This window comes from Microbacterium sp. Root53 (assembly GCF_001426925.1).
Lineage (GTDB): Bacteria > Actinomycetota > Actinomycetes > Actinomycetales > Microbacteriaceae > Microbacterium.
Genome location: NZ_LMFR01000024.1, coordinates 216,150 through 233,132, shown reverse-complemented (window position 1 = coordinate 233,132; position 16,983 = coordinate 216,150). Strand labels below are relative to the sequence as shown.

Below are 16,983 nucleotides of genomic sequence, written 5' to 3'. Positions count from 1 at the left end.
AGGGGACCAGCTTCCTGCCAGCCTGCTCCTACTTCACGTATGGAATTGTTCGGCTCCCGCTCGGAGAGCCTTTCCCACCCTACCAGCGGAAACCCGATCCGGTCAGGCCCTGTCGCCCGGCGGCGCGGCGCGCGTATCGTGGGCGCCATGAGCGACTTCCGCGATCCGCTGCCCGATGAGGAGCGCCCCGTCATCCCCGACGACGAGCGCATCGTCGACCTGGACGACGAGACGGAGCTCGAGCTGCCGCCGCCCACGCTCGACCCCGACGAGAGCGTCGAGGACGAGCCGGATCCGCTCGTCGAGGACGAGCGCGACGAGGCCCGCGGCCTCGGCGGCATCGAGGAGTAGGCGCTCCCCCGCGCGTCAGCCGAGCTTGCTGCGCTTGGGCGCGTTGCGTCCCGGGATGACGATGTAGTCGGCGTGCTTGGAGACCATGCCGTCGCCCGCCGTCCGGCCGCGCATGCGGCGCCACACCCACGGCAGCGCATGCTCCCGCAGCCAGTCGGTCTGCGGCGCCGGCTCCTCGCCGGCGTCGAACCCGTGCAGGGCGTCGTCGAGCCGGCCGAGCGCCTCCGCGTCCGGGATGCCCAGCGCCTCCGCCGCGCGGTAGGCGAGGTACCGGTGCCCGCGCGAGCTGAGGTGCACCTTGTCGTCCGCATACATCGACCGGTCCCCCAGCGCGGGCAGGGCGGCCGCGTCGAGCAGGTACGAGTCGGTCTCGGCCGCGATGCGGCGCAGCTCGACCGCGTAGAGCGCGAAGCGCCGGGCGAAGATGCGCGCCGGGCGCCGGTCGGGCAGCAACGGCGTCACGAGCAGCACGTCTGCGCCGGTCGCGCGGATGTCGCGCACCACCTTCTCGACGTGCGCCGCGAGGCGCAGCGGATCGGCCCCGTGGCCGACGAGGTCGTTGGCGCCCATGAACACCGAGACCAGGTCGGGCCGCATCGCGAGCGCCTGGGGAGCCTGCTCGTGGACGAGGTCGCGCACGCGGCGGCTGCGCACGGCGAGGTTCGCGTACTGGAACCGGCCGCGGCCCTGGGCGAGCATGGTCGAGAGGCGGTCCGCCCATCCGCGGTACTCGCCGTTCTCCATGCGCGACGTGTCGCACAGGCCCTCGGTCAGCGAGTCGCCCAGGGCGACGTAGCGCTTCCACGCGCGCGCCTGCGGCGGCTGCACGGAGTCGGGCCGGGCGAGGCCGCGCGCGCGGCTGGCGTCGTCGATCGGCCGGAGCCGCTGGGCCTCGCGGTAGTAGCCGAGCAGCTGGTCGCCGAGCGACTCCCAGGTGCGCTCGGCGACGCTCTCGCGCGCGGCCTCGCCGAAGGAGCGGCGCTTGGCGTCGTCGCCCGTGAGGTCGAGCACCCGCGCGCGCAGGTCGTCGAGGTCGCCGGGCCGGTAGAGCCAGCCGTCGACGCTGGAGCGGACCAGATCGACGGGGCCGCCGCGGCCGGTCGCGACCACCGGCACACCGCTCGCCAGGGCCTCCTGCACGGTCTGACAGAAGGTCTCGCTCTCGCCCGGGTGGACGAAGACGTCGAGGCTCGCGAGCGCGCGGGCCAGCTGGTCGCCGCCCAGGAAGCCCGTGAACACGGCGCCGGGGAGCTGCCGCTCGAGGCGCTCGCGCTCGGGTCCGTCTCCGATGATCACGAGCCGCACGCCCGGCAGGTCGGTCAGCACGCGCAGGTCCTCGACCTGCTTCTCGGCGGCGAGACGGCCGACGTAGCCGACCAGGAGCTCGCCGGGCGCGATGCGGGCGCGCCAGCTCTCGCTGCGGCGGTCGGGGCGGAACCGCTCGGCGTCGACGCCGCGACCCCAGCGGCGCAGGCGGTCGATGCCGAGCGCCGACAGCTGCCCCTCCGAGGCGGACGACGGCGCGAGCGTGAGCGTGGCGCGCTTGTGGAGCCGGGCCACGTGGGCCGAGGCGAGGGGCGCCGCGCCGGGCAGGCCGTAGCGCTCGGCGTACGCGATCACGTCGGTCTGGTAGACCGCGACGCTGGGCAGGCGCAGCGTGTCGGCGGCGACCTGACCCTTCCAGCCGAGCGCGAACGGGGACGCGAGGTGGACGACGTCCGGGTGGAAGTCGCGCAGCACGCGGGCCAGGCGCGCGGTCGTCGGGTAGGCGACGCGCACGTCCGGATAGGACGGCATGGCCACCGAGGGCAGCAGCTCTGTGCGGCCGTGCGGCGCCCGCTCGGCCGCCTCGCCCGCGTCGGGGGCGACGACGAGGGTCTCGTGACCGCGGGCCTCGAAGTGACGGATCATCTGCAGAACGGAGTGCGTGACCCCGTTCATGTGGGGCAGGAAGGACTCTGCGACCAGCGCGATTCTCACGCTTCCAGGGTGACGCGCGGCGGCCGTCGCAGACGGCCGGGGACGCCCGGGTTCCCCGAGCGTTCATCCGGAGTTGCCCATCCTTCACCGGCGCACCCCCGGGCGGTCACCGGATCGGCCCCGCGGGCGATGAGCGGGGCGCGTTCTCCGGTCGTTCACCGGCGTCGGGTACACACGTGTCATGGACGCGATGATCGTCGGGCTCGCGGCGAACCCCTGGGCGCTCGCGGTGCTCGCCGGGGTGGTCTTCGCCGACGCGTTCCTGGTGGTCGTCCCCGGCGAGGTGGCCGTGACGGCCCTCGGCAGCGTCGCGGCGGCGAGCGGGCTGCCGCCGCTGTGGTCGGTGATCCTGATCGGGGCGCTCGCGGCGTTCGCGGGCGATGCGTCGTGCTACACGATCGGCCGGCTCCCGCACCCGCGCACGTGGCGCGTCCTGCAGCACCCGCGGCCGCAGCAGGCGATGGACTGGGCATCGACGCGCCTGCGCACGCACGCCGCCACGGCGGTGTTCACGGCGCGGTTCATCCCGTTCGGCCGGCTCGCGGTCAACCTCTCGGCGGGCGCCGCGGGCGTGCCTGCGGTGCGCTACCTGCCGATCGCCGCCGTGGCCGCCACGGCCTGGGCCGCGTTCCAGGCGCTCGTGGGCGCGGCGATCGCCTCCATCGTGCCCGGCGGCGCCGTCGTGGCGGTGCTCATCTCGATCGCCATCGCACTCGCGGTCGGCTGGACGATCGACTTCGCGATCGGGCGCATCCGCCCGGCCGCATGACGAAGGCCCGGACCGCGCGCGGTCCGGGCCTTCGATCGTGCGGGTCACTCCCCCGCGAGGCCTCCCAGCAGGTGGCCGAACGAGCGGCCCTGGCCCAGGTAGGTGTCGGGGTCGAACGGGTCGGCCTCGGTGAGCGAGGGCTTGGCCGCGATGGCCTCGGCGAGCTCGCGCGCGCCGCGCTCGATGCGCGAGCTCAGCGGGGCGACCTCGTCCTCCTTGCCGCCCCAGTCGCTCGAGGCCGCGAACACGCCCGTCGAGACCGGCTCGGCGTGCAGGTAGGCGAACAGCGGGCGGATGGCGTAGTCGATCGCGAGCGAGTGCCGGGCCGTGCCCGCGTTCGCGCCGATCAGCACCGGCTTGCCGCTCAGCGCCTCGCGGTCGAGGATGTCGATGAACGACTTGAACAGCCCCGAGTAGCTCGTCGAGAAGATCGGCGTCACGACGATCAGCGCGTCGGCCGTGGCGACCTGGGTGAGCATCTTCTCGAGCGCGGGCGGAGCGAAGCCGGCCAGCAGGTTGTTGGTGATGTCGTGCGCGTAGTCGCGCAGCTCGAACACCTCGGCCTCGCCCGTGATGCCGCGCTCGTCGAGCTCGGCGACGGTCGCGGCCGCGAGGCGGTCGGCGAGCATCCGCGTGGACGACGGCGTGGACAGTCCCGCCGAGACGACGGCGATGCGGCGCGTGTCGGTCATGTCGATCTCCTTGTGGGGTCTCGGGGGGGTCAGCGGGTCGCGGCGCTGCCGAAGGCCGAGCCGGCCTTCGGGGCGGCGGCGGGGGTGTCCTGGTAGGGACCGCCGACGGTCAGGTTGTTGCCGCCCGCCGACGTGGGCCGCGCCTCGCGGGGCGCGGCGTCGCCGTAGACGGCCTTGACGCGCGCGGCGTGCGTGGGCGCGTCCGGCACGCTCTCCGGACGGTTCTGCGCGAGCTCCCTGCGCAGCACCGGGACGACCTCGCCGCCGAGCAGGTCGAGCTGCTCGAGCACGGTCTTGAGCGGCAGGCCGGCGTGGTCTATCAGGAACAGCTGGCGCTGGTAGTCGCCGTAGTAGTCCCGCATCGCGGCGTAGCGGTCGATGACCTGCTGCGGCGAGCCGACGGTGAGCGGCGTCATCTCCATGAAGTCCTCCATCGACGGGCCGTGGCCGTAGACCGGGGCGTTGTCGAAGTAGGGACGGAAGGCGTTGACCGCGTCCTGCGAGTTCTTGGCCATGAACGCCTGGCCGCCGAGGCCCACGATCGCCTGCTCGGGCGTGCCGTGTCCGTAGTGCGCGTAGCGCTGGCGGTACAGCGCGATCAGGCGCTGGTAGTGCTCCTTGGGCCAGAAGATGTTGTTCGCGAAGAAGCCGTCTCCGTAGTACGCGGCCTGCTCGGCGATCTCCGGGGTGCGGATGGATCCGTGCCACACGAACGGCGGCACGCCGCCCAGCGGACGGGGGGTCGCCGTGAAGCCCTGCAGCGGCGAGCGGAACTTGCCCTCCCAGTCGACGACGTCCTCGTCCCAGAGGCGGCGCAGCAGCGCGTAGTTCTCGATCGCGAGCGGCAGGCCCTGGCGGATGTCCTGACCGAACCAGGGGTACACCGGGCCGGTGTTGCCGCGGCCCATCACGAGGTCGACGCGGCCGCCCGTGAGGTGCTGCAGCATCGCGTAGTCCTCGGCGATCTTCACCGGGTCGTTCGTGGTGATGAGCGTCGTGGCGGTCGACAGGATGAGGTCCGTCGTCTGCGCGCCGATGTACGCGAGCGTCGTCGTGGGCGACGACGAGAAGAACGGCGGGTTGTGGTGCTCGCCGAGCGCGAAGACGTCGAGACCGACCTCCTCGGCGTGCTTGGCGATCGTGACGATGTCGCGGATGCGCTCCGCCTCGCTGGGCGTGTGGCCCGTGGTCGGGTCGGCGGTGATGTCGCTGACCGAGAAGATGCCGAACTGCATCTGGCTCATCTGTTCATCTCCGATCTGCCCGTCGTTCGGCGGGTGCGTGGGGTGGGCCGCATTTGTATGCGCTTGAATATACCCGCTTCAACACGCGATCGCCAGATCTATTCCCGCATGCCGCGCGCCGCGACGGTAGCGTGATCGGGATGAGCTCGGCACCGAACGCCCCGACGACGGGGGCCGTCCCCCGCCCGCGCCGACGCGTCCCCTACTGGGACAACGCGCGCTTCGCGTGCATCGTGCTCGTGGTGCTGGGCCACGCGATCCAGCGGCTGACGTACGACTCCGACATCGCGTACGCCCTGTATCTGGTCGTGTACGCGTTCCACATGCCCGCGTTCGCGATCATCTCGGGCTACTTCTCGAAGGCCGACCCGCCCACGCGGCGGCAGATGGCGCGCGTCATCACGGACATCCTGGTGCCGTACATCATCTTCGAGGCGCTGTGGTGGATCACGAAGGGCCTGGTCGAGGGTGACCCCGATCCGAACCTGACGCAGCCGTCGTGGACGCTGTGGTTCCTGCTGGCGCTCGGCATCTTCCGCCTCGTGCTCCCCTACCTGGCGCTCCTGCGGTGGCCGCTGCTGTGGACCGTCCTGATCTCGATCGGCGTCGGCTACCTCCCGAACGTCGACAGCACGTTCTCCCTGTCGCGCACGCTCGGCTTCCTTCCGTTCTTCGCGCTGGGATGGTGGCTGCGCGAGCACGATGTGGTCGACCGGCTGCGCCTGCTCGAGCGAAAGGCGTGGTGGGCGCGGCTGACCGCGCTCGCGGTGTTCGCGCTCGCCGGGTGGACCGCCTGGGCGGGGCTTCCCGGCTGGGAGGCCATGGACATGCGCAACTGGCTCTTCTACGACCAGGACTACGCGCACTTCCTCGGCGACGCCCCGTGGTGGGCCGGCGGCGTGCGGCTCGCGCTCATGCTGGTGGCGCTCATCCTGTGCGCGGCGTTCTTCGTGCTCGTGCCGCGCGGCGGCTTCTGGTTCACGCGCTTCGGCACGTACACGATGTACATCTATCTGCTGCACTCGTTCGTGCTCTACCCGTTCCGCGAGTCCGGCGCGCTGCGCGATCTCGAGCCGACGTGGCTGTGGCTGCCGCTCGTGTGCATCCTGTCGGTCGCGATCACGCTGCTGCTCGCGTCGCGCCCCGTGCGGTGGCTGTTCCGGCCGCTGATCGAACCCCGCTCGCGGTGGCTGTTCGCCGACCCCGGCATCACGCCGCAGGCCGGCCGCGGGATCGACCCGACGGGATCGCGCCGCCCGCGCGCCGAGCCACGGTCCTGACCCGCTCCATGTGACGACAGGGCCCTCGCGAGCACCCGCGGCGAGCCCCCGCCGTAACAGTGCCGCCCGCGGGGATCCGTCGGACCCCCGACCGTCGTAGCGTGGTGACATGACCGACCTCAACCTGCCGATCCTCGACATGTCCCAGCTCGACGCGGGCGACGAAGCGGCCGCGCGCTTCCGCGACGAGCTCGCCGCCGCGACGCGGGACGTCGGGTTCTTCTACCTCACCGGCACGGGAGTCTCTCCCGAGCTCGAGGCGCGCCTGCACCGCGTCGCGCGGGAGTTCTTCGCCCTCCCCGAGGAGCAGAAGCTCGCGATCGAGAACATCAAGAGCCCCCAGTTCCGCGGCTACACGCGGCTCGGCGGCGAGCTGACGCAGGGCAAGGTCGACTTCCGCGAGCAGATCGACATCGGTCCCGAGCGCGAGGTCGTGACCGACCCCGAGGCACCGGACTACCAGCGCCTGACGGGCCCGAACCTGTGGCCCGAGGCCCTGCCCGAGCTGCGCGAGGTCGTCGAGGAGTGGCACGACCGGCTGTCGGACGTGTCGCGCCGGCTGCTGCGCGCCTGGGCGCTCTCGCTCGGCGCCGAGGAGGACTTCTTCGACGGCGCGTTCCAGGACCCGTCGTCGCTCATCAAGATCGTCCGGTACCCGGGATCGACCGAGCCGGAGCCGCAGCAGGGCGTCGGCGCGCACAAGGACGGCGGCGTGCTCACGCTCCTGTGGATCGAGCCGGGCCGGGGCGGGCTGCAGGTCGAGCGCGAGGACGCGGACGGCAACCGCTACTGGGTCGACGCTCCCCCGGTGCCGGGCGCGTTCGTGGTCAACATCGGCGAGATGCTCGAGGCGGCCACGCAGGGCTACCTGCGTGCGACGAACCACCGCGTCGTGTCGCCCCGGTACCCCGAGGACCGCATCTCGGTGCCGTTCTTCTTCAACCCGGGCCTGGACGACTACATGCCGACGCTGCAGCTGCCCGCCGAGCTGGCGGCCCTGGCGCGCGGCGTCGAGGACGACCCGAGCAACCCCATCCACACGCTGTACGGCGAGAACGCCCTGAAGTACCGCCTCCGCGCCCACCCCGACGTGGCGGAGCGCTGGCACGCCGATCTCCTGGCGGCGCGCGCCAAGGCGTAGTCCTCCCGGTCATCGGTAGCGCCCGCGCGGCGGCCCCGCAAGGGGCTGACCGCGCGGGCGCCGCCGTTCTAGCCTCGGCCGTATGGACGTCACGATCTTCGCGCCGTCACCCGCGCTCACGATCACGATAGAGGAGCAGGACGCGCGGCCCGACATCCACATCCACGCCGGAGGCCAGGGGGTCTGGCAGGGCCGGATGCTCCGCCGCCTGGGTGTGCGCGTCACGATCTGCTGCGCGCTCACCGGGGAGACCGGGCGCGTGGTGCAGCGCCTGCTCGAGGACGAGGGCTTCCGCGTGGTCGCGGTCGAGCGGTCGGGCCGCGGCGCCGCGTACGTGCACGACCGCCGCGACGGGCAGCGCACGGAGGTCGCCGAGATGGACGGGGATCCGCTCGGCCGCCACGAGCTGGACGAGCTGTACGGCGCGACCCTGCGCGAGGGCATCGCCTCGGGGCTGACGATCCTGAGCGGCCCCCACGGCGAGGGCGCGCTGCCCGCGGACACCTACCGGCGCCTGGCCGCCGATCTGCGGACCAACGACGTGCGCGTCGTCGTCGACCTCGCGGGCGACCGGATGACCGCGGCGCTCGAGGGCGGCGTCGACCTCCTGAAGGTCAGCGACGAGGAGCTGCGCGCGGACGGGCTTCTGGAGGGCGAGGACGTCGGCTCGGTCGTCGCGGCCATGGAGGCCCTGCGGGACCGCGGCGCGCGCGACGTGATCGTGACCCGCGCGGACCGGCCTTTCCTGGTGCTGGACGGCCGCACCGTTCACGAGGTGACGCCGCCCGCGCTGCAGACGACCGACACCCGGGGCGGCGGCGACTCGCTCACCGCCGGCGTGTGCGCGGGGCTGGCCGCCGGCGAGCCGCTGCGCGAGGCGATCCTGACCGGAGCCGCGGCGGGCGCGCTCAACGTGACCCGCCACGGGCTCGGCACGGGCGAGCAGGAGACGATCGCGCGCCTGAGGGACAGCGTGCGGGTGCGAGCGCTCCGGGGCCCCTCGGCCGACGACTCGGACGACAGCCACGGCCGCGTCAGCCCCGACGGCCTCGCCGCGCTGGCCGAGCCGACCGATCATCGCCCGCATCACGAGGAGCCCGCGCCGGAGGACCCCGCATGACGCGCACCCTGGTCACGAACGACGACGGCATCGACGCCCCCGGCCTGCACGCGCTGGCGCGCGCCGCGCGCGAGCACGGTCTGGACGTGACGATCGCGGCGCCCGAGCGGCAGTCCAGCGGCGCCAGCGCGTCCATCGTCGCCGGCGAGGAGGAGGGCCGGATCGCCGTGGACCGCCGGGAGATCGACGGGCTGGAGGAGCTCCCCGCGTTCGCGGTCCGCGGCGGCCCGGGCCTGATCGCGCTGATCGCGGCCCACGGGGCATTCGGCGACACGTTCGATCTGGTGCTGTCGGGCGTGAACCACGGTGCGAACGTGGGGCGCGCCATCCTGCACTCGGGCACGGTCGGCGCGGCGCTGACCGGCGGGCTGAACGGCGCGTGGGGGCTCGCGGTGTCGCTCGACGTCGGCATGCGCCCTGAGGTGTTCGAGTGGGACGCGGCCGCCCAGACCGCGATCGACGCACTGCCGTTCCTGATGTCGCTGGAGAAGGGCTCCGTGGTCAACCTCAACGTGCCGAACGCGCCCGAGCATCGCGGGATCCGCGAGGCGCCCCTGGCCCCGTTCGGCATCGTGCAGACCACGCTGAGCGAGCGCGGCCACAAGCACATCCGGCTCGCGGTCGAGGACCTGCCGCACGTCCCGCAGCCGGGGACGGATGCCGCGCTGCTCGCGGACGGCTACGCGACGCTCACGGGCATCGAGCCGGTCTTGCACCGCCACCTCGGCTACGAGGGGTGAAGCCGTGGGGCGGGGCGGCTTCGACTCGCTGCGCTCTGGGCCCACGCGGCGAGGGGCCCCGCGCGCCGCGAAGCGGCGTGTGGGGTAGCCGTGGGGATCAGCCCGTTTCGACTCCGCTTCGCTCCGCTCAACGACCGGGTGCGGGTCCGGCTTCGACTCGCTGCGCTCGCTCAGCCCGTTTCGACTCCTCGCTGGCGCTCGTCGCTCAACGACCACAGGGTGAGCGCCCGTTTCGACTCCGCTGCGCTCCGCTCAACGACCGGGGAGAACCCCCGGTCATCTACGGTCGTGCGAGCGAAGCGAGCGTGGAGCGAAGCGACCCCGCAGCGCGAAGCGCTGCCGAACGGAGCGAAGCGACGTTCCTCGCTCGCAAGGGTGCCGCTTGNCGAAGCGAGCGTGGAGCGAAGCGACCCCGCAGCGCGAAGCGCTGCCGAACGGAGCGAAGCGACGTTCCTCGCTCGCAAGGGTGCCGCTTGCGGCCCCGCAGCGTGCGACCGCTCCTGAAAAGAACGTGCGAGCGAAGCGAGCGTGGAGCGAAGCGACCCCGCAGCGCGAAGCGCTGCCGAACGGAGCGAAGCGACGTTCCTCGCTCGCAAGGGTGCCGCTTGNCTCCGCTGCGCTCCGCTCAACGACCGGGGAGAACCCCCGGTCATCTACGGTCGTGCGAGCGAAGCGAGCGTGGAGCGAAGCGACCCCGCAGCGCGAAGCGCTGCCGAACGGAGCGAAGCGACGTTCCTCGCTCGCAAGGGTGCCGCTTGCGGCCCCGAAGCGTGCGACCGCTCCTGAAAAGAACGTGCGAGCGAAGCGAGCGAGGAGCGCAGCGACGTTCCTCGCTCGCGAGTGTCCGGCGCGGAGCGTCGGCGCGAGCGTGCGAGACGCTCCTGAAAAAGCAAGAGATCCCGCCCCACACCTGGGACGGGATCTCTCGAAGACGATTGAACGCTGGTGCGCTCTGCTGCTCTCAGCTCAGCGGCGCAGACCGAGACGCTCGATCAGCGAGCGGTAGCGCTCGATGTCGATGTCCTGGAGGTAGCCGAGCAGACGGCGGCGCTGACCGACGAGCAGGAACAGGCCACGACGCGAGTGGTGGTCGTGCTTGTGCTCCTTGAGGTGCTCGGTGAGGTCCTTGATGCGCTGCGTCAGCATCGCGACCTGCACCTCGGGGGAACCGGTGTCACCGGGGTGCGTCGCGTACTCTTCGATGATCGCCTTCTTGACGTCTGCTTCCAGTGCCATAGAACCGATCCCCTTCCTCTTCGTTGCGCGGCGCCCGACGCCTGATGCGCGAGCTCTCTTTATCCGCGGCCGATCGAACGGCAACCACGTGAGTCTACCAGCGTCCGGCGACCTCGGCGACCGCACGGCGCCCGGCCGTTCGCGCACGGACTAATGTCTTCTCGTGGCTCGAACCGGCGGCGGACATCTCATCGACCTGCGTCCGCTGACCCAGAGCCCCGCGTTCGCGCGACTGTGGGTGGGGACGCTGCTGGGAGGTCTGGGCGGCCAGCTCACGATCACGGCCGTGATGCTGCACATGTTCGCCCTGACGGGATCGACCTTCGCGGTGTCGATGATCGCGGTCGCGGGTCTCGTGCCGATGATCGTGGCGGGGCTCTGCGGGGGCATGCTCGCCGATCACTTCGACCGCCGGCTCGTGGCGCTGGTCGCCGCGGCGATCGGCTGGAGCGCCACGGTGCTGCTCGCGGTGCTCGCGTGGTCGGGCCTGGTGAACGAGGCGTGGCTGTACGCGCTGTCGATCGCGAGCTCGGCCGCGACCACCGTCGCATCGGCCACGAAGGCCGCGATGACGCCCGCGCTGGTCGGCACGCACCTCATCCCGGCGGCCGCCGCGCTCACGGGCATCACCGCCGGGATCATGGTGATGGCCGGGCCGGCGCTCGGAGGCCTGCTGGTCGCGGCGTTCGGCTACCCCATCACCTACACGATCGACGCGGTGCTGACGCTGTCTCTGTTCCTCGGCATCGCGACCCTGCCTCCCCTGCCGCCCGAGGGGCAGACCGACCGGCCGGGGCTGCGGTCGATCATCGACGGCCTGGGGTTCCTGAAGGTAGCCCCGAACATCCGGATGCAGTTCGTCCTGGATGTGATCGCCATGACGTTCGGCCAGCCGATCGCCCTGTTCCCCGCGCTGGGCGTGGTCCTGCTCGGCGGCGGCGAGGTCACGTCGGGCCTGCTGATGGCGTCGATCGCGGTCGGCGTGCTCGTGTCGAGCCTGTTCTCGGGCCGGGTCGGATCCGTGCGCCGGCAGGGCGTCGGGATCGCGCGCGCGATCCAGGCGTTCGGCCTGGCGACGGGGCTGTTCGGGCTGGTGCTTCTCGTGGCCGAGCTCGGCGGGAGGACGGTGGACGAGACGCATCCCGACGTCGCGCTGATCCTGCTGGCGTGCGCGTGCCTGGCCCTGACCGGCGCGGCCGACAACATCAGCGCGATCTTCCGCCAGACGATGCTGCAGGCCGCGGTCCCGGATGCCGTGCGCGGCCGCCTGCAGGGCATCTTCATGGTGGTCGTCGCCGGCGGGCCGCGGATCGGCGCGCTCTACACCGGAACGCTGGCCGGCATCGCGCTGTGGTTCCCGCCGCTCGTCGGCGGCGTGGCGATCATCGTCATCGTGGCGGTCATCCTGCGCTTCGCGACCCGCTTCCGCGCCTACGACGCCGAGGCGCCCACGCCCTGACCCGGGTGATCCGCGGACGCGACGAGAGGCGGGTGCCGTGGCACCCGCCCCTCGTCCGTGATGTCAGTCCTGCTGGAGCGCACCCTGCAGGTCGAGCGTGATGGTGACGTCCTTGCCCACCAGCACGCCGCCGGTCTCGAGCGCGGCGTTCCAGGTGAGGCCGAAATCCTCGCGGTTGACGGTCGCGGTGCCCGTGGCGCCGGCCTTGTAGTTGCCCCACGGGTCGGCGCCGAAGCCGCCGAACTCGACCGTGAAGGTGACGGGCTTGGTGACGCCCTTGATGGTGAGGTCGCCGTCGACGAGGAACTCGCCGTTCTGCTCGCGCACGCCGGTCGACTCGAACGTGATGGTGGGGTGGTTCTCGGCGTCGAAGAAGTCGGCCGAGCGGAGGTGCTGGTCGCGGCCCTCGTCCTTGGTGTTGATCGACGCGACGTCGGCCTTGGCCGAGACCTTGGCCTCGAGCGGGTTCTCGGGGGCGACGATGGTGCCCTCGATGACGTGGAAGCTGCCCTTCACCTTGGAGATCATCATGTGGCGGACGTTGAAGCCCACCTCGCTGTGCGCGGGGTCGATGACGTAGGTGCCGGGACGGTAGCCGGGGATCTCGATGGTCATGTGGTCTCCTCGAAGGTCGTGCCGTGATCGGCGGTGTACAGGAGACAATACCTATGCGCGCGCATATATTCCACGACGGCCGGATGAATTCTCCGGAAACGGCGAGACGCCCCTCACCGCACGGCCGGAGGGGCGCCGGAGGGGCGCCTCAGCGGATCGAGATCAGGCGACGTCGATCAGGTCGATGATGAAGATGAGCGTCTTGCCGCTCAGGAAGTGACCCGCGCCGGCCGGGCCGTAGGCGAGGTGCGGCGGGATGACCAGCTCGCGGCGGCCGCCGATCTTCATGCCGGGGATGCCGTCCTGCCAGCCCTGGATCAGGCCGCGCAGCGGGAACTGGATGCTCTCGCCGCGGTTCCACGACGAGTCGAACTCCTCGCCGGTCTCGTACTCGACGCCGGCGTAGTGCACGGTGACGGTGTCGCCGGGCTTGGCCTCGGCGCCGTCGCCGACGATGAGGTCGCGGACGACGAGCTCCGACGGGGCGGGGCCCTGCGGGGCGTCGAACTCGGGCTTGGTGCGATCTGCGCTCATGGCATCCATCGAACCATGAACGCCGCGGGCGATGGGGCCCGCGGTCGCCGGATTACGCCGACAGCGCACGCCGCGGGCCGGGCGCCTCGAGGGGATGCTGCGCCCGGCCCGCGACGGGTCTCATGCGACGATGCGCCGCCTGGGGCCGGCCAGCAGCAGCCACCCGGCCAGAACCGCCCGATCGGGCGGCATTCAGCGCACCGCCCCGCGACGGCGGACCCCGCCCGGGGCGCCGGCGTGGGCGCCGTGCCGATCCGAATTGCCATACCTGGACATCTGCTGCTCCTACCCGGGCACACGCCCCGATCGCGCGTCCGCACGAGGGTGCTGCCTGCCGGATGCCGCCTCGGGTCGGCGGCGATCCGCCCGGGAGCCGCGGACGTCACACGCAAACGATCCGCGCGCCACGTACCCGGCCGGAGGCGGTCCGGGGCAATTTCACCCCGGGTGTCACCCGGTGCCCGGATCCGCGTGATTCCGCGGAACAACGGGGGTTCACCCGGCCTGTCACCCGGCCAGTGGGTCAGCGAGTGAAACACCACTAGGGCGATGTCGCAGGGCGGGAGCATAATGACGCTCGTGAGGGGAATCACCGAGATCTCGGTCCCCGGGCACTACCCGAAGCCCACCCCCGCCGCGCAGATCTATCGTGCACTGGGAGCCCAGGCATGGGACGACGCCCTGCGGATCGCCGAGCGCGACTGGAAGCAGCTGCTGACGAGCGGCCTGCCCGCCATCCGCGCCCTCGTCGACATCGTGCCGAGCGAGCGGCTCGACGCGGATCCGCGCTGGCGGCGCATCCGGGCGTATCTCCAGGCGGCGCCGGTGGCCGGCGCCTCCCTCACCGCGACGTCGCGCGCCGACGCGGTCGCGGCGGTGCTGCGTCTCACCAGCGAGGCGCGCGTCGCGCGGGTGTCCGGAGATCTCCTCGGGGCGCTCGCGCTCGCCCGGCGCGCGAGGGAGGACTTCGAGCGGCTCCCCCACGAGCATCGCGCCGCGCTCGAGGGCGATCTGCCCCACGTGCTGTTCGCCTGGGGGCTCACGGAGGTGCTCGCCGGAGACGCGACCACGGGGTTCGAGGACCTCGCCCGCGCCTACTCCGCGGCCAGGGCCCGCGGCGACACCCGCCTCGCCCTCCTGGCGGCGGGAGAGCTCGCGTGGCTGCACGCGACCGAGGGCCGGGTGCTCGTGCGCGACCAGTGGATCGCGAACGCGCACGCCCTGCTCCCGACGGCGGTCAGACGGACTCCTGAGCCCGCGTCCCTGGCGCTCGCGGAGACCGCGGCCGCGTTCGATCGCCTCGAGTACGACGAGGCCCGCAGCGCCCTCGCGCGGGCGGCGGACGCCCCGGGCGAGCACACGGTCGAGCTCGCCTGGGCGAGGGCGCTGCTCGCATCCAAGGACCCCGCGTCCGACCTGCCCCGGGCCCTCGCGGACCTCGAGCAGCTGGACGACGCGCTGTTCGGCGACGCGCCGTCGCAGCTCAGCCCGCTCACGGCCGCGCGCGCCGCCCTCCTCCTGCATCTGGGGCGGGGCGAGACCGCGCGGACCCTGCTCGAGGACCTCCCCTCGCCCGTGCTGCCGTCGATCCGCACGATCCGCGCCGCGGTGCACCTCGTCCAGGGCGACCTGGACCGCGCACTGCACGACGCGCAGGCGGCCCTGCACGACCTGGGGCGCCCGCGCGCGGTGGTCGAGGCCTGGGCTGTCATAGCGGCGGTGCACCTGCGCCGCCGCGATCCGGCGACGGAGGCGTCGTTCCGCCGCGCCGTGACCCTGGCCGACACCCACGGGCTGCCCTCGGGCCTGACGCACCTGCCCCTGCGGGACTTCGAAGCCCTCGCGGCCTTCGCCCCGCCGCGGAGCCCGAGCATGCTCGCGGTCGGAACGGCCGGCACGCGCCGCCCTCCGGCGCAGCGGACGCCGCCGCCGCGCGCGACGCCGAGCGAGCTCGCGGCCCTGCGTCTGCTGGCCGCGGGCCGGTCGACCGGCGAGACGGCCGCCGCCATCGGCGTCAGCCCCAACACGGTCAAGACCCTCACCCGGCGGCTGTACGCGAAGCTGGGCGTCTCCGATCGGCAGCAGCTGGCCCTCGCGGCCGCCGAGCACGGACTGCTCTGATGATGCTCGACGGCGCGCGGCCGCCCTCGCTCCGCGCCCCCCAGACCCGCGGCAGGTCCGACGCTCCCGTCGACGACGTCACCTCGGCCGTGTTCGCCGCGCTGGCGGACAGCCGCTGGCCCGAGGCCATCCGCCTGGTCGAATGTCACTTCCCCCTCCTGATCAGCCATCGGCCGGCGGTGGTGCGCGCCGTCGCCGACGCACTGCCTCCCGCCGAGCTCCGCAGGCGGCCGCGGTGGATGGGCATGCGCCAGTACGTGACCCACCTGCTCACCTACCCGTCGAAGCCTCCCATGTTCCCCGACACCGAGATCCGCGCGCCCGAGCACATGCCGCCCTCCGACCGGCTGGATCTGCTGACCGCCCGGACGGCGGGGCTGCGCACGCGCGGGCGCTACGAGGAGGCGGCCGAAGTCGCCGAGAACGCGTTCGAGGCCTGGCAGGGGCTGCCGCCGGAGGATCGCGCGGACGCGCAGCCGCGCATCGGCACGCTCGCCACGCAGTGGGGCATGACCCTGGCGGCCGCCGGCCTGATCGCCCGCGCGGTCCAGGTGCTCACCGAGGCGCACGCGGTCTCCGAGAGCACGGGCAACGTGCGCGCGGCCCTCGAGTCCGCGGGCGAGCTGTCCTGGCTGCATGCGATGAACGGCACGGGCGCCGCGGCGGACCGCTGGATCGCGCGGTCGGCCGAGCTGCGTGCCCGGCACCCCGATGTCCAGCGGGTGCGGGCGGGGGCGGCGCTCGGAGCCGCCTATCGCGCGAGCGACCGGCTCGACTTCGACAGCGCCGTCGGGCTCGTGAGCGATCCGGCCCACGACTTCGAGGAGCTCACGGTCATGGCGGCCGCGGTCCGGGCCGTCTTCGGCACGCGCGGCGGCGAGTCCGACCCCGTGGACATGATGAGCCGCCTGGAGGTCGCGGTCGAGAGCCAGCCCGCCCCGCGCACCGCGGGCGGGCTGAACGCGTGCGCGCTCGCGATCGCGCGCGGAACGCTCCTGGCGTACCAGGGCATGCACGAGGCGGCGCTGCTGGCGCTGGCCCAGTGCCCCGACCTGCCGAGGCCGGCGATCGGACTGGTGCGGGCGCGCAAGGCCGCCTCGCGCCTCGGTCTCGGAGACATCCCCGGCGCCCTGCGCGAGATCGCCCACGAGACGTCCAGCCCGTCCCCCCGCATCCGCGTCGAGTCGCTCGTGGTGCGCGCCGCCGCCATGCTGCGGCAGGGGCAGGACGCGTCGGCGTCCGCGTCCTTCCGGCTCGCGGTCGACACCGCGGCGACGCACGGGCTGCGGGCCTCGCTCGCGGTGGTGTCCCGCGCCGACCTCAGCGCGCTGGCAGCGACGGCCGGGATCCCGTCTCTGGCGGATCTGATCACGTCGCGCGTGCTGCTGCCCCCAGCGACCTCGGACGTCGTCGGACGGCTCTCGCCGCAGCAGCTGGCGGTCCTGCGCGCCTCGGCCGAGCACGACCAGATCGGCGAGGTCGCCGCCGCGCTCGCGCTGAGCCCCAACACGGTCAAGACGCATCTCCAGGCGGCCTACCGCCGACTGGGGGTCTCCGATCGCGGGGCCGCGATCGAGGAGGCGTCCCGCCGCGGGCTGCTCTGATCCACCGGTGCGGCGGATCGGAGCCCGGAAAGTCCTCAGCGCCCGGGCCGCGGCGATGCCTGCGAGTCTTCCGGGCGCTGAGTTGATCTGAGAACAG

15 protein-coding genes are annotated in these 16,983 nt (G+C 72.8%); 9 read left to right on the top strand and 6 right to left on the bottom strand.

Annotated features, from left to right (window positions below):
- Positions 1-147: 147 nt before the first annotated feature.
- Positions 148-351, top strand: a complete 204-nt coding sequence (locus tag ASD19_RS12540) for a hypothetical protein (RefSeq protein WP_055993419.1) — start codon at positions 148-150, stop codon at positions 349-351.
- Positions 352-366: 15 nt separating this feature from the next.
- On the opposite strand, the gene ASD19_RS12535 is transcribed toward ASD19_RS12540, so the two are convergent.
- Positions 367-2,331, bottom strand: a complete 1,965-nt coding sequence (locus ASD19_RS12535) for a GDSL-type esterase/lipase family protein (RefSeq protein ID WP_055993261.1) — start codon at positions 2,329-2,331, stop codon at positions 367-369.
- Positions 2,332-2,512: 181 nt separating this feature from the next.
- On the opposite strand from ASD19_RS12535, the gene ASD19_RS12530 reads away from it, so the two are divergent.
- Entirely contained in the window at positions 2,513-3,100 is a 588-nt protein-coding gene (locus ASD19_RS12530) for a DedA family protein (RefSeq protein WP_055993259.1), read from the top strand.
- Positions 3,101-3,144: 44 nt separating this feature from the next.
- On the opposite strand, the gene ASD19_RS12525 is transcribed toward ASD19_RS12530, so the two are convergent.
- Both ASD19_RS12525 and ASD19_RS12520 read right to left on the bottom strand, forming a co-directional pair.
- Entirely contained in the window at positions 3,145-3,792 is a 648-nt protein-coding gene (locus ASD19_RS12525) for an FMN reductase (protein ID WP_055993257.1), read from the bottom strand.
- Positions 3,793-3,821: 29 nt separating this feature from the next.
- Entirely contained in the window at positions 3,822-5,027 is a 1,206-nt protein-coding gene (locus ASD19_RS12520) for an LLM class flavin-dependent oxidoreductase (RefSeq protein WP_200941117.1), read from the bottom strand.
- A 149-nt stretch (positions 5,028-5,176) separates the two neighbouring features.
- On the opposite strand from ASD19_RS12520, the gene ASD19_RS12515 reads away from it, so the two are divergent.
- From ASD19_RS12515 to surE, 4 genes are all read left to right on the top strand, one after another.
- The gene (locus tag ASD19_RS12515; RefSeq protein WP_055993417.1) at positions 5,177-6,316 is read left to right on the top strand and encodes an acyltransferase family protein; all 1,140 of its coding nucleotides are present in this window, start codon (positions 5,177-5,179) and stop codon (positions 6,314-6,316) included.
- Between the two features lie 109 nt (positions 6,317-6,425).
- Positions 6,426-7,457 (top strand): isopenicillin N synthase family dioxygenase, encoded by a 1,032-nt coding sequence (locus tag ASD19_RS12510; RefSeq protein ID WP_055993253.1) that lies wholly within the window; start codon positions 6,426-6,428, stop codon positions 7,455-7,457.
- 82 nt (positions 7,458-7,539) lie between these two features.
- Positions 7,540-8,577 carry a 1-phosphofructokinase family hexose kinase gene (locus ASD19_RS12505; protein ID WP_055993251.1) on the top strand — a complete coding sequence of 346 codons (1,038 nt, stop codon included), beginning with the start codon at positions 7,540-7,542 and terminating at the stop codon, positions 8,575-8,577.
- Entirely contained in the window at positions 8,574-9,317 is a 744-nt protein-coding gene (gene surE / locus ASD19_RS12500; protein WP_055993249.1) for a 5'/3'-nucleotidase SurE, read from the top strand. Before ASD19_RS12505 ends, surE begins: the two co-directional genes overlap by 4 nt.
- Before the next feature lie 966 nt (positions 9,318-10,283).
- Here the strand turns inward: surE and rpsO are convergent.
- Positions 10,284-10,553, bottom strand: a complete 270-nt coding sequence (gene rpsO, locus ASD19_RS12495; RefSeq protein WP_055993247.1) for a 30S ribosomal protein S15 — start codon at positions 10,551-10,553, stop codon at positions 10,284-10,286.
- Between the two features lie 163 nt (positions 10,554-10,716).
- Between rpsO and ASD19_RS12490 the strand changes: the two genes are divergently transcribed.
- Positions 10,717-12,012, top strand: a complete 1,296-nt coding sequence (locus ASD19_RS12490) for an MFS transporter (protein ID WP_055993245.1) — start codon at positions 10,717-10,719, stop codon at positions 12,010-12,012.
- 63 nt (positions 12,013-12,075) lie between these two features.
- On the opposite strand, the gene ASD19_RS12485 is transcribed toward ASD19_RS12490, so the two are convergent.
- Together ASD19_RS12485 and ASD19_RS12480 are read right to left on the bottom strand one after the other, a co-directional pair.
- Positions 12,076-12,627, bottom strand: a complete 552-nt coding sequence (locus ASD19_RS12485) for a YceI family protein (protein ID WP_055993243.1) — start codon at positions 12,625-12,627, stop codon at positions 12,076-12,078.
- Between the two features lie 162 nt (positions 12,628-12,789).
- Positions 12,790-13,161, bottom strand: a complete 372-nt coding sequence (locus ASD19_RS12480; protein ID WP_055993241.1) for an FKBP-type peptidyl-prolyl cis-trans isomerase — start codon at positions 13,159-13,161, stop codon at positions 12,790-12,792.
- Positions 13,162-13,740: 579 nt separating this feature from the next.
- On the opposite strand from ASD19_RS12480, the gene ASD19_RS12475 reads away from it, so the two are divergent.
- Together ASD19_RS12475 and ASD19_RS12470 are read left to right on the top strand one after the other, a co-directional pair.
- Positions 13,741-15,282, top strand: coding sequence for a LuxR C-terminal-related transcriptional regulator (locus tag ASD19_RS12475; protein WP_162246672.1), 1,542 nt, complete (start codon positions 13,741-13,743; stop codon positions 15,280-15,282).
- Entirely contained in the window at positions 15,282-16,886 is a 1,605-nt protein-coding gene (locus tag ASD19_RS12470; RefSeq protein ID WP_055993237.1) for a helix-turn-helix transcriptional regulator, read from the top strand. Before ASD19_RS12475 ends, ASD19_RS12470 begins: the two co-directional genes overlap by 1 nt.
- Positions 16,887-16,983 lie beyond the last annotated feature (97 nt).

What these genes read in the sequence shown, in the direction of transcription:
- ASD19_RS12530 (WP_055993259.1), top strand. Translation starts at nt 2,513, where the DNA reads ATGGACGCGATGATCGTCGGGCTCGCGGCGAACCCCTGGGCGCTCGCG.
- surE (WP_055993249.1), top strand. Translation starts at nt 8,574, where the DNA reads ATGACGCGCACCCTGGTCACGAACGACGACGGCATCGACGCCCCCGGC.
- ASD19_RS12520 (WP_200941117.1), bottom strand. Translation starts at nt 5,027, where the DNA reads ATGCAGTTCGGCATCTTCTCGGTCAGCGACATCACCGCCGACCCGACC.
- ASD19_RS12525 (WP_055993257.1), bottom strand. Translation starts at nt 3,792, where the DNA reads ATGACCGACACGCGCCGCATCGCCGTCGTCTCGGCGGGACTGTCCACG.
- ASD19_RS12470 (WP_055993237.1), top strand. Translation starts at nt 15,282, where the DNA reads ATGATGCTCGACGGCGCGCGGCCGCCCTCGCTCCGCGCCCCCCAGACC.
- ASD19_RS12480 (WP_055993241.1), bottom strand. Translation starts at nt 13,161, where the DNA reads ATGAGCGCAGATCGCACCAAGCCCGAGTTCGACGCCCCGCAGGGCCCC.
- ASD19_RS12485 (WP_055993243.1), bottom strand. Translation starts at nt 12,627, where the DNA reads ATGACCATCGAGATCCCCGGCTACCGTCCCGGCACCTACGTCATCGAC.
- ASD19_RS12510 (WP_055993253.1), top strand. Translation starts at nt 6,426, where the DNA reads ATGACCGACCTCAACCTGCCGATCCTCGACATGTCCCAGCTCGACGCG.
- ASD19_RS12540 (WP_055993419.1), top strand. Translation starts at nt 148, where the DNA reads ATGAGCGACTTCCGCGATCCGCTGCCCGATGAGGAGCGCCCCGTCATC.
- rpsO (WP_055993247.1), bottom strand. Translation starts at nt 10,553, where the DNA reads ATGGCACTGGAAGCAGACGTCAAGAAGGCGATCATCGAAGAGTACGCG.
- ASD19_RS12515 (WP_055993417.1), top strand. Translation starts at nt 5,177, where the DNA reads ATGAGCTCGGCACCGAACGCCCCGACGACGGGGGCCGTCCCCCGCCCG.
- ASD19_RS12505 (WP_055993251.1), top strand. Translation starts at nt 7,540, where the DNA reads ATGGACGTCACGATCTTCGCGCCGTCACCCGCGCTCACGATCACGATA.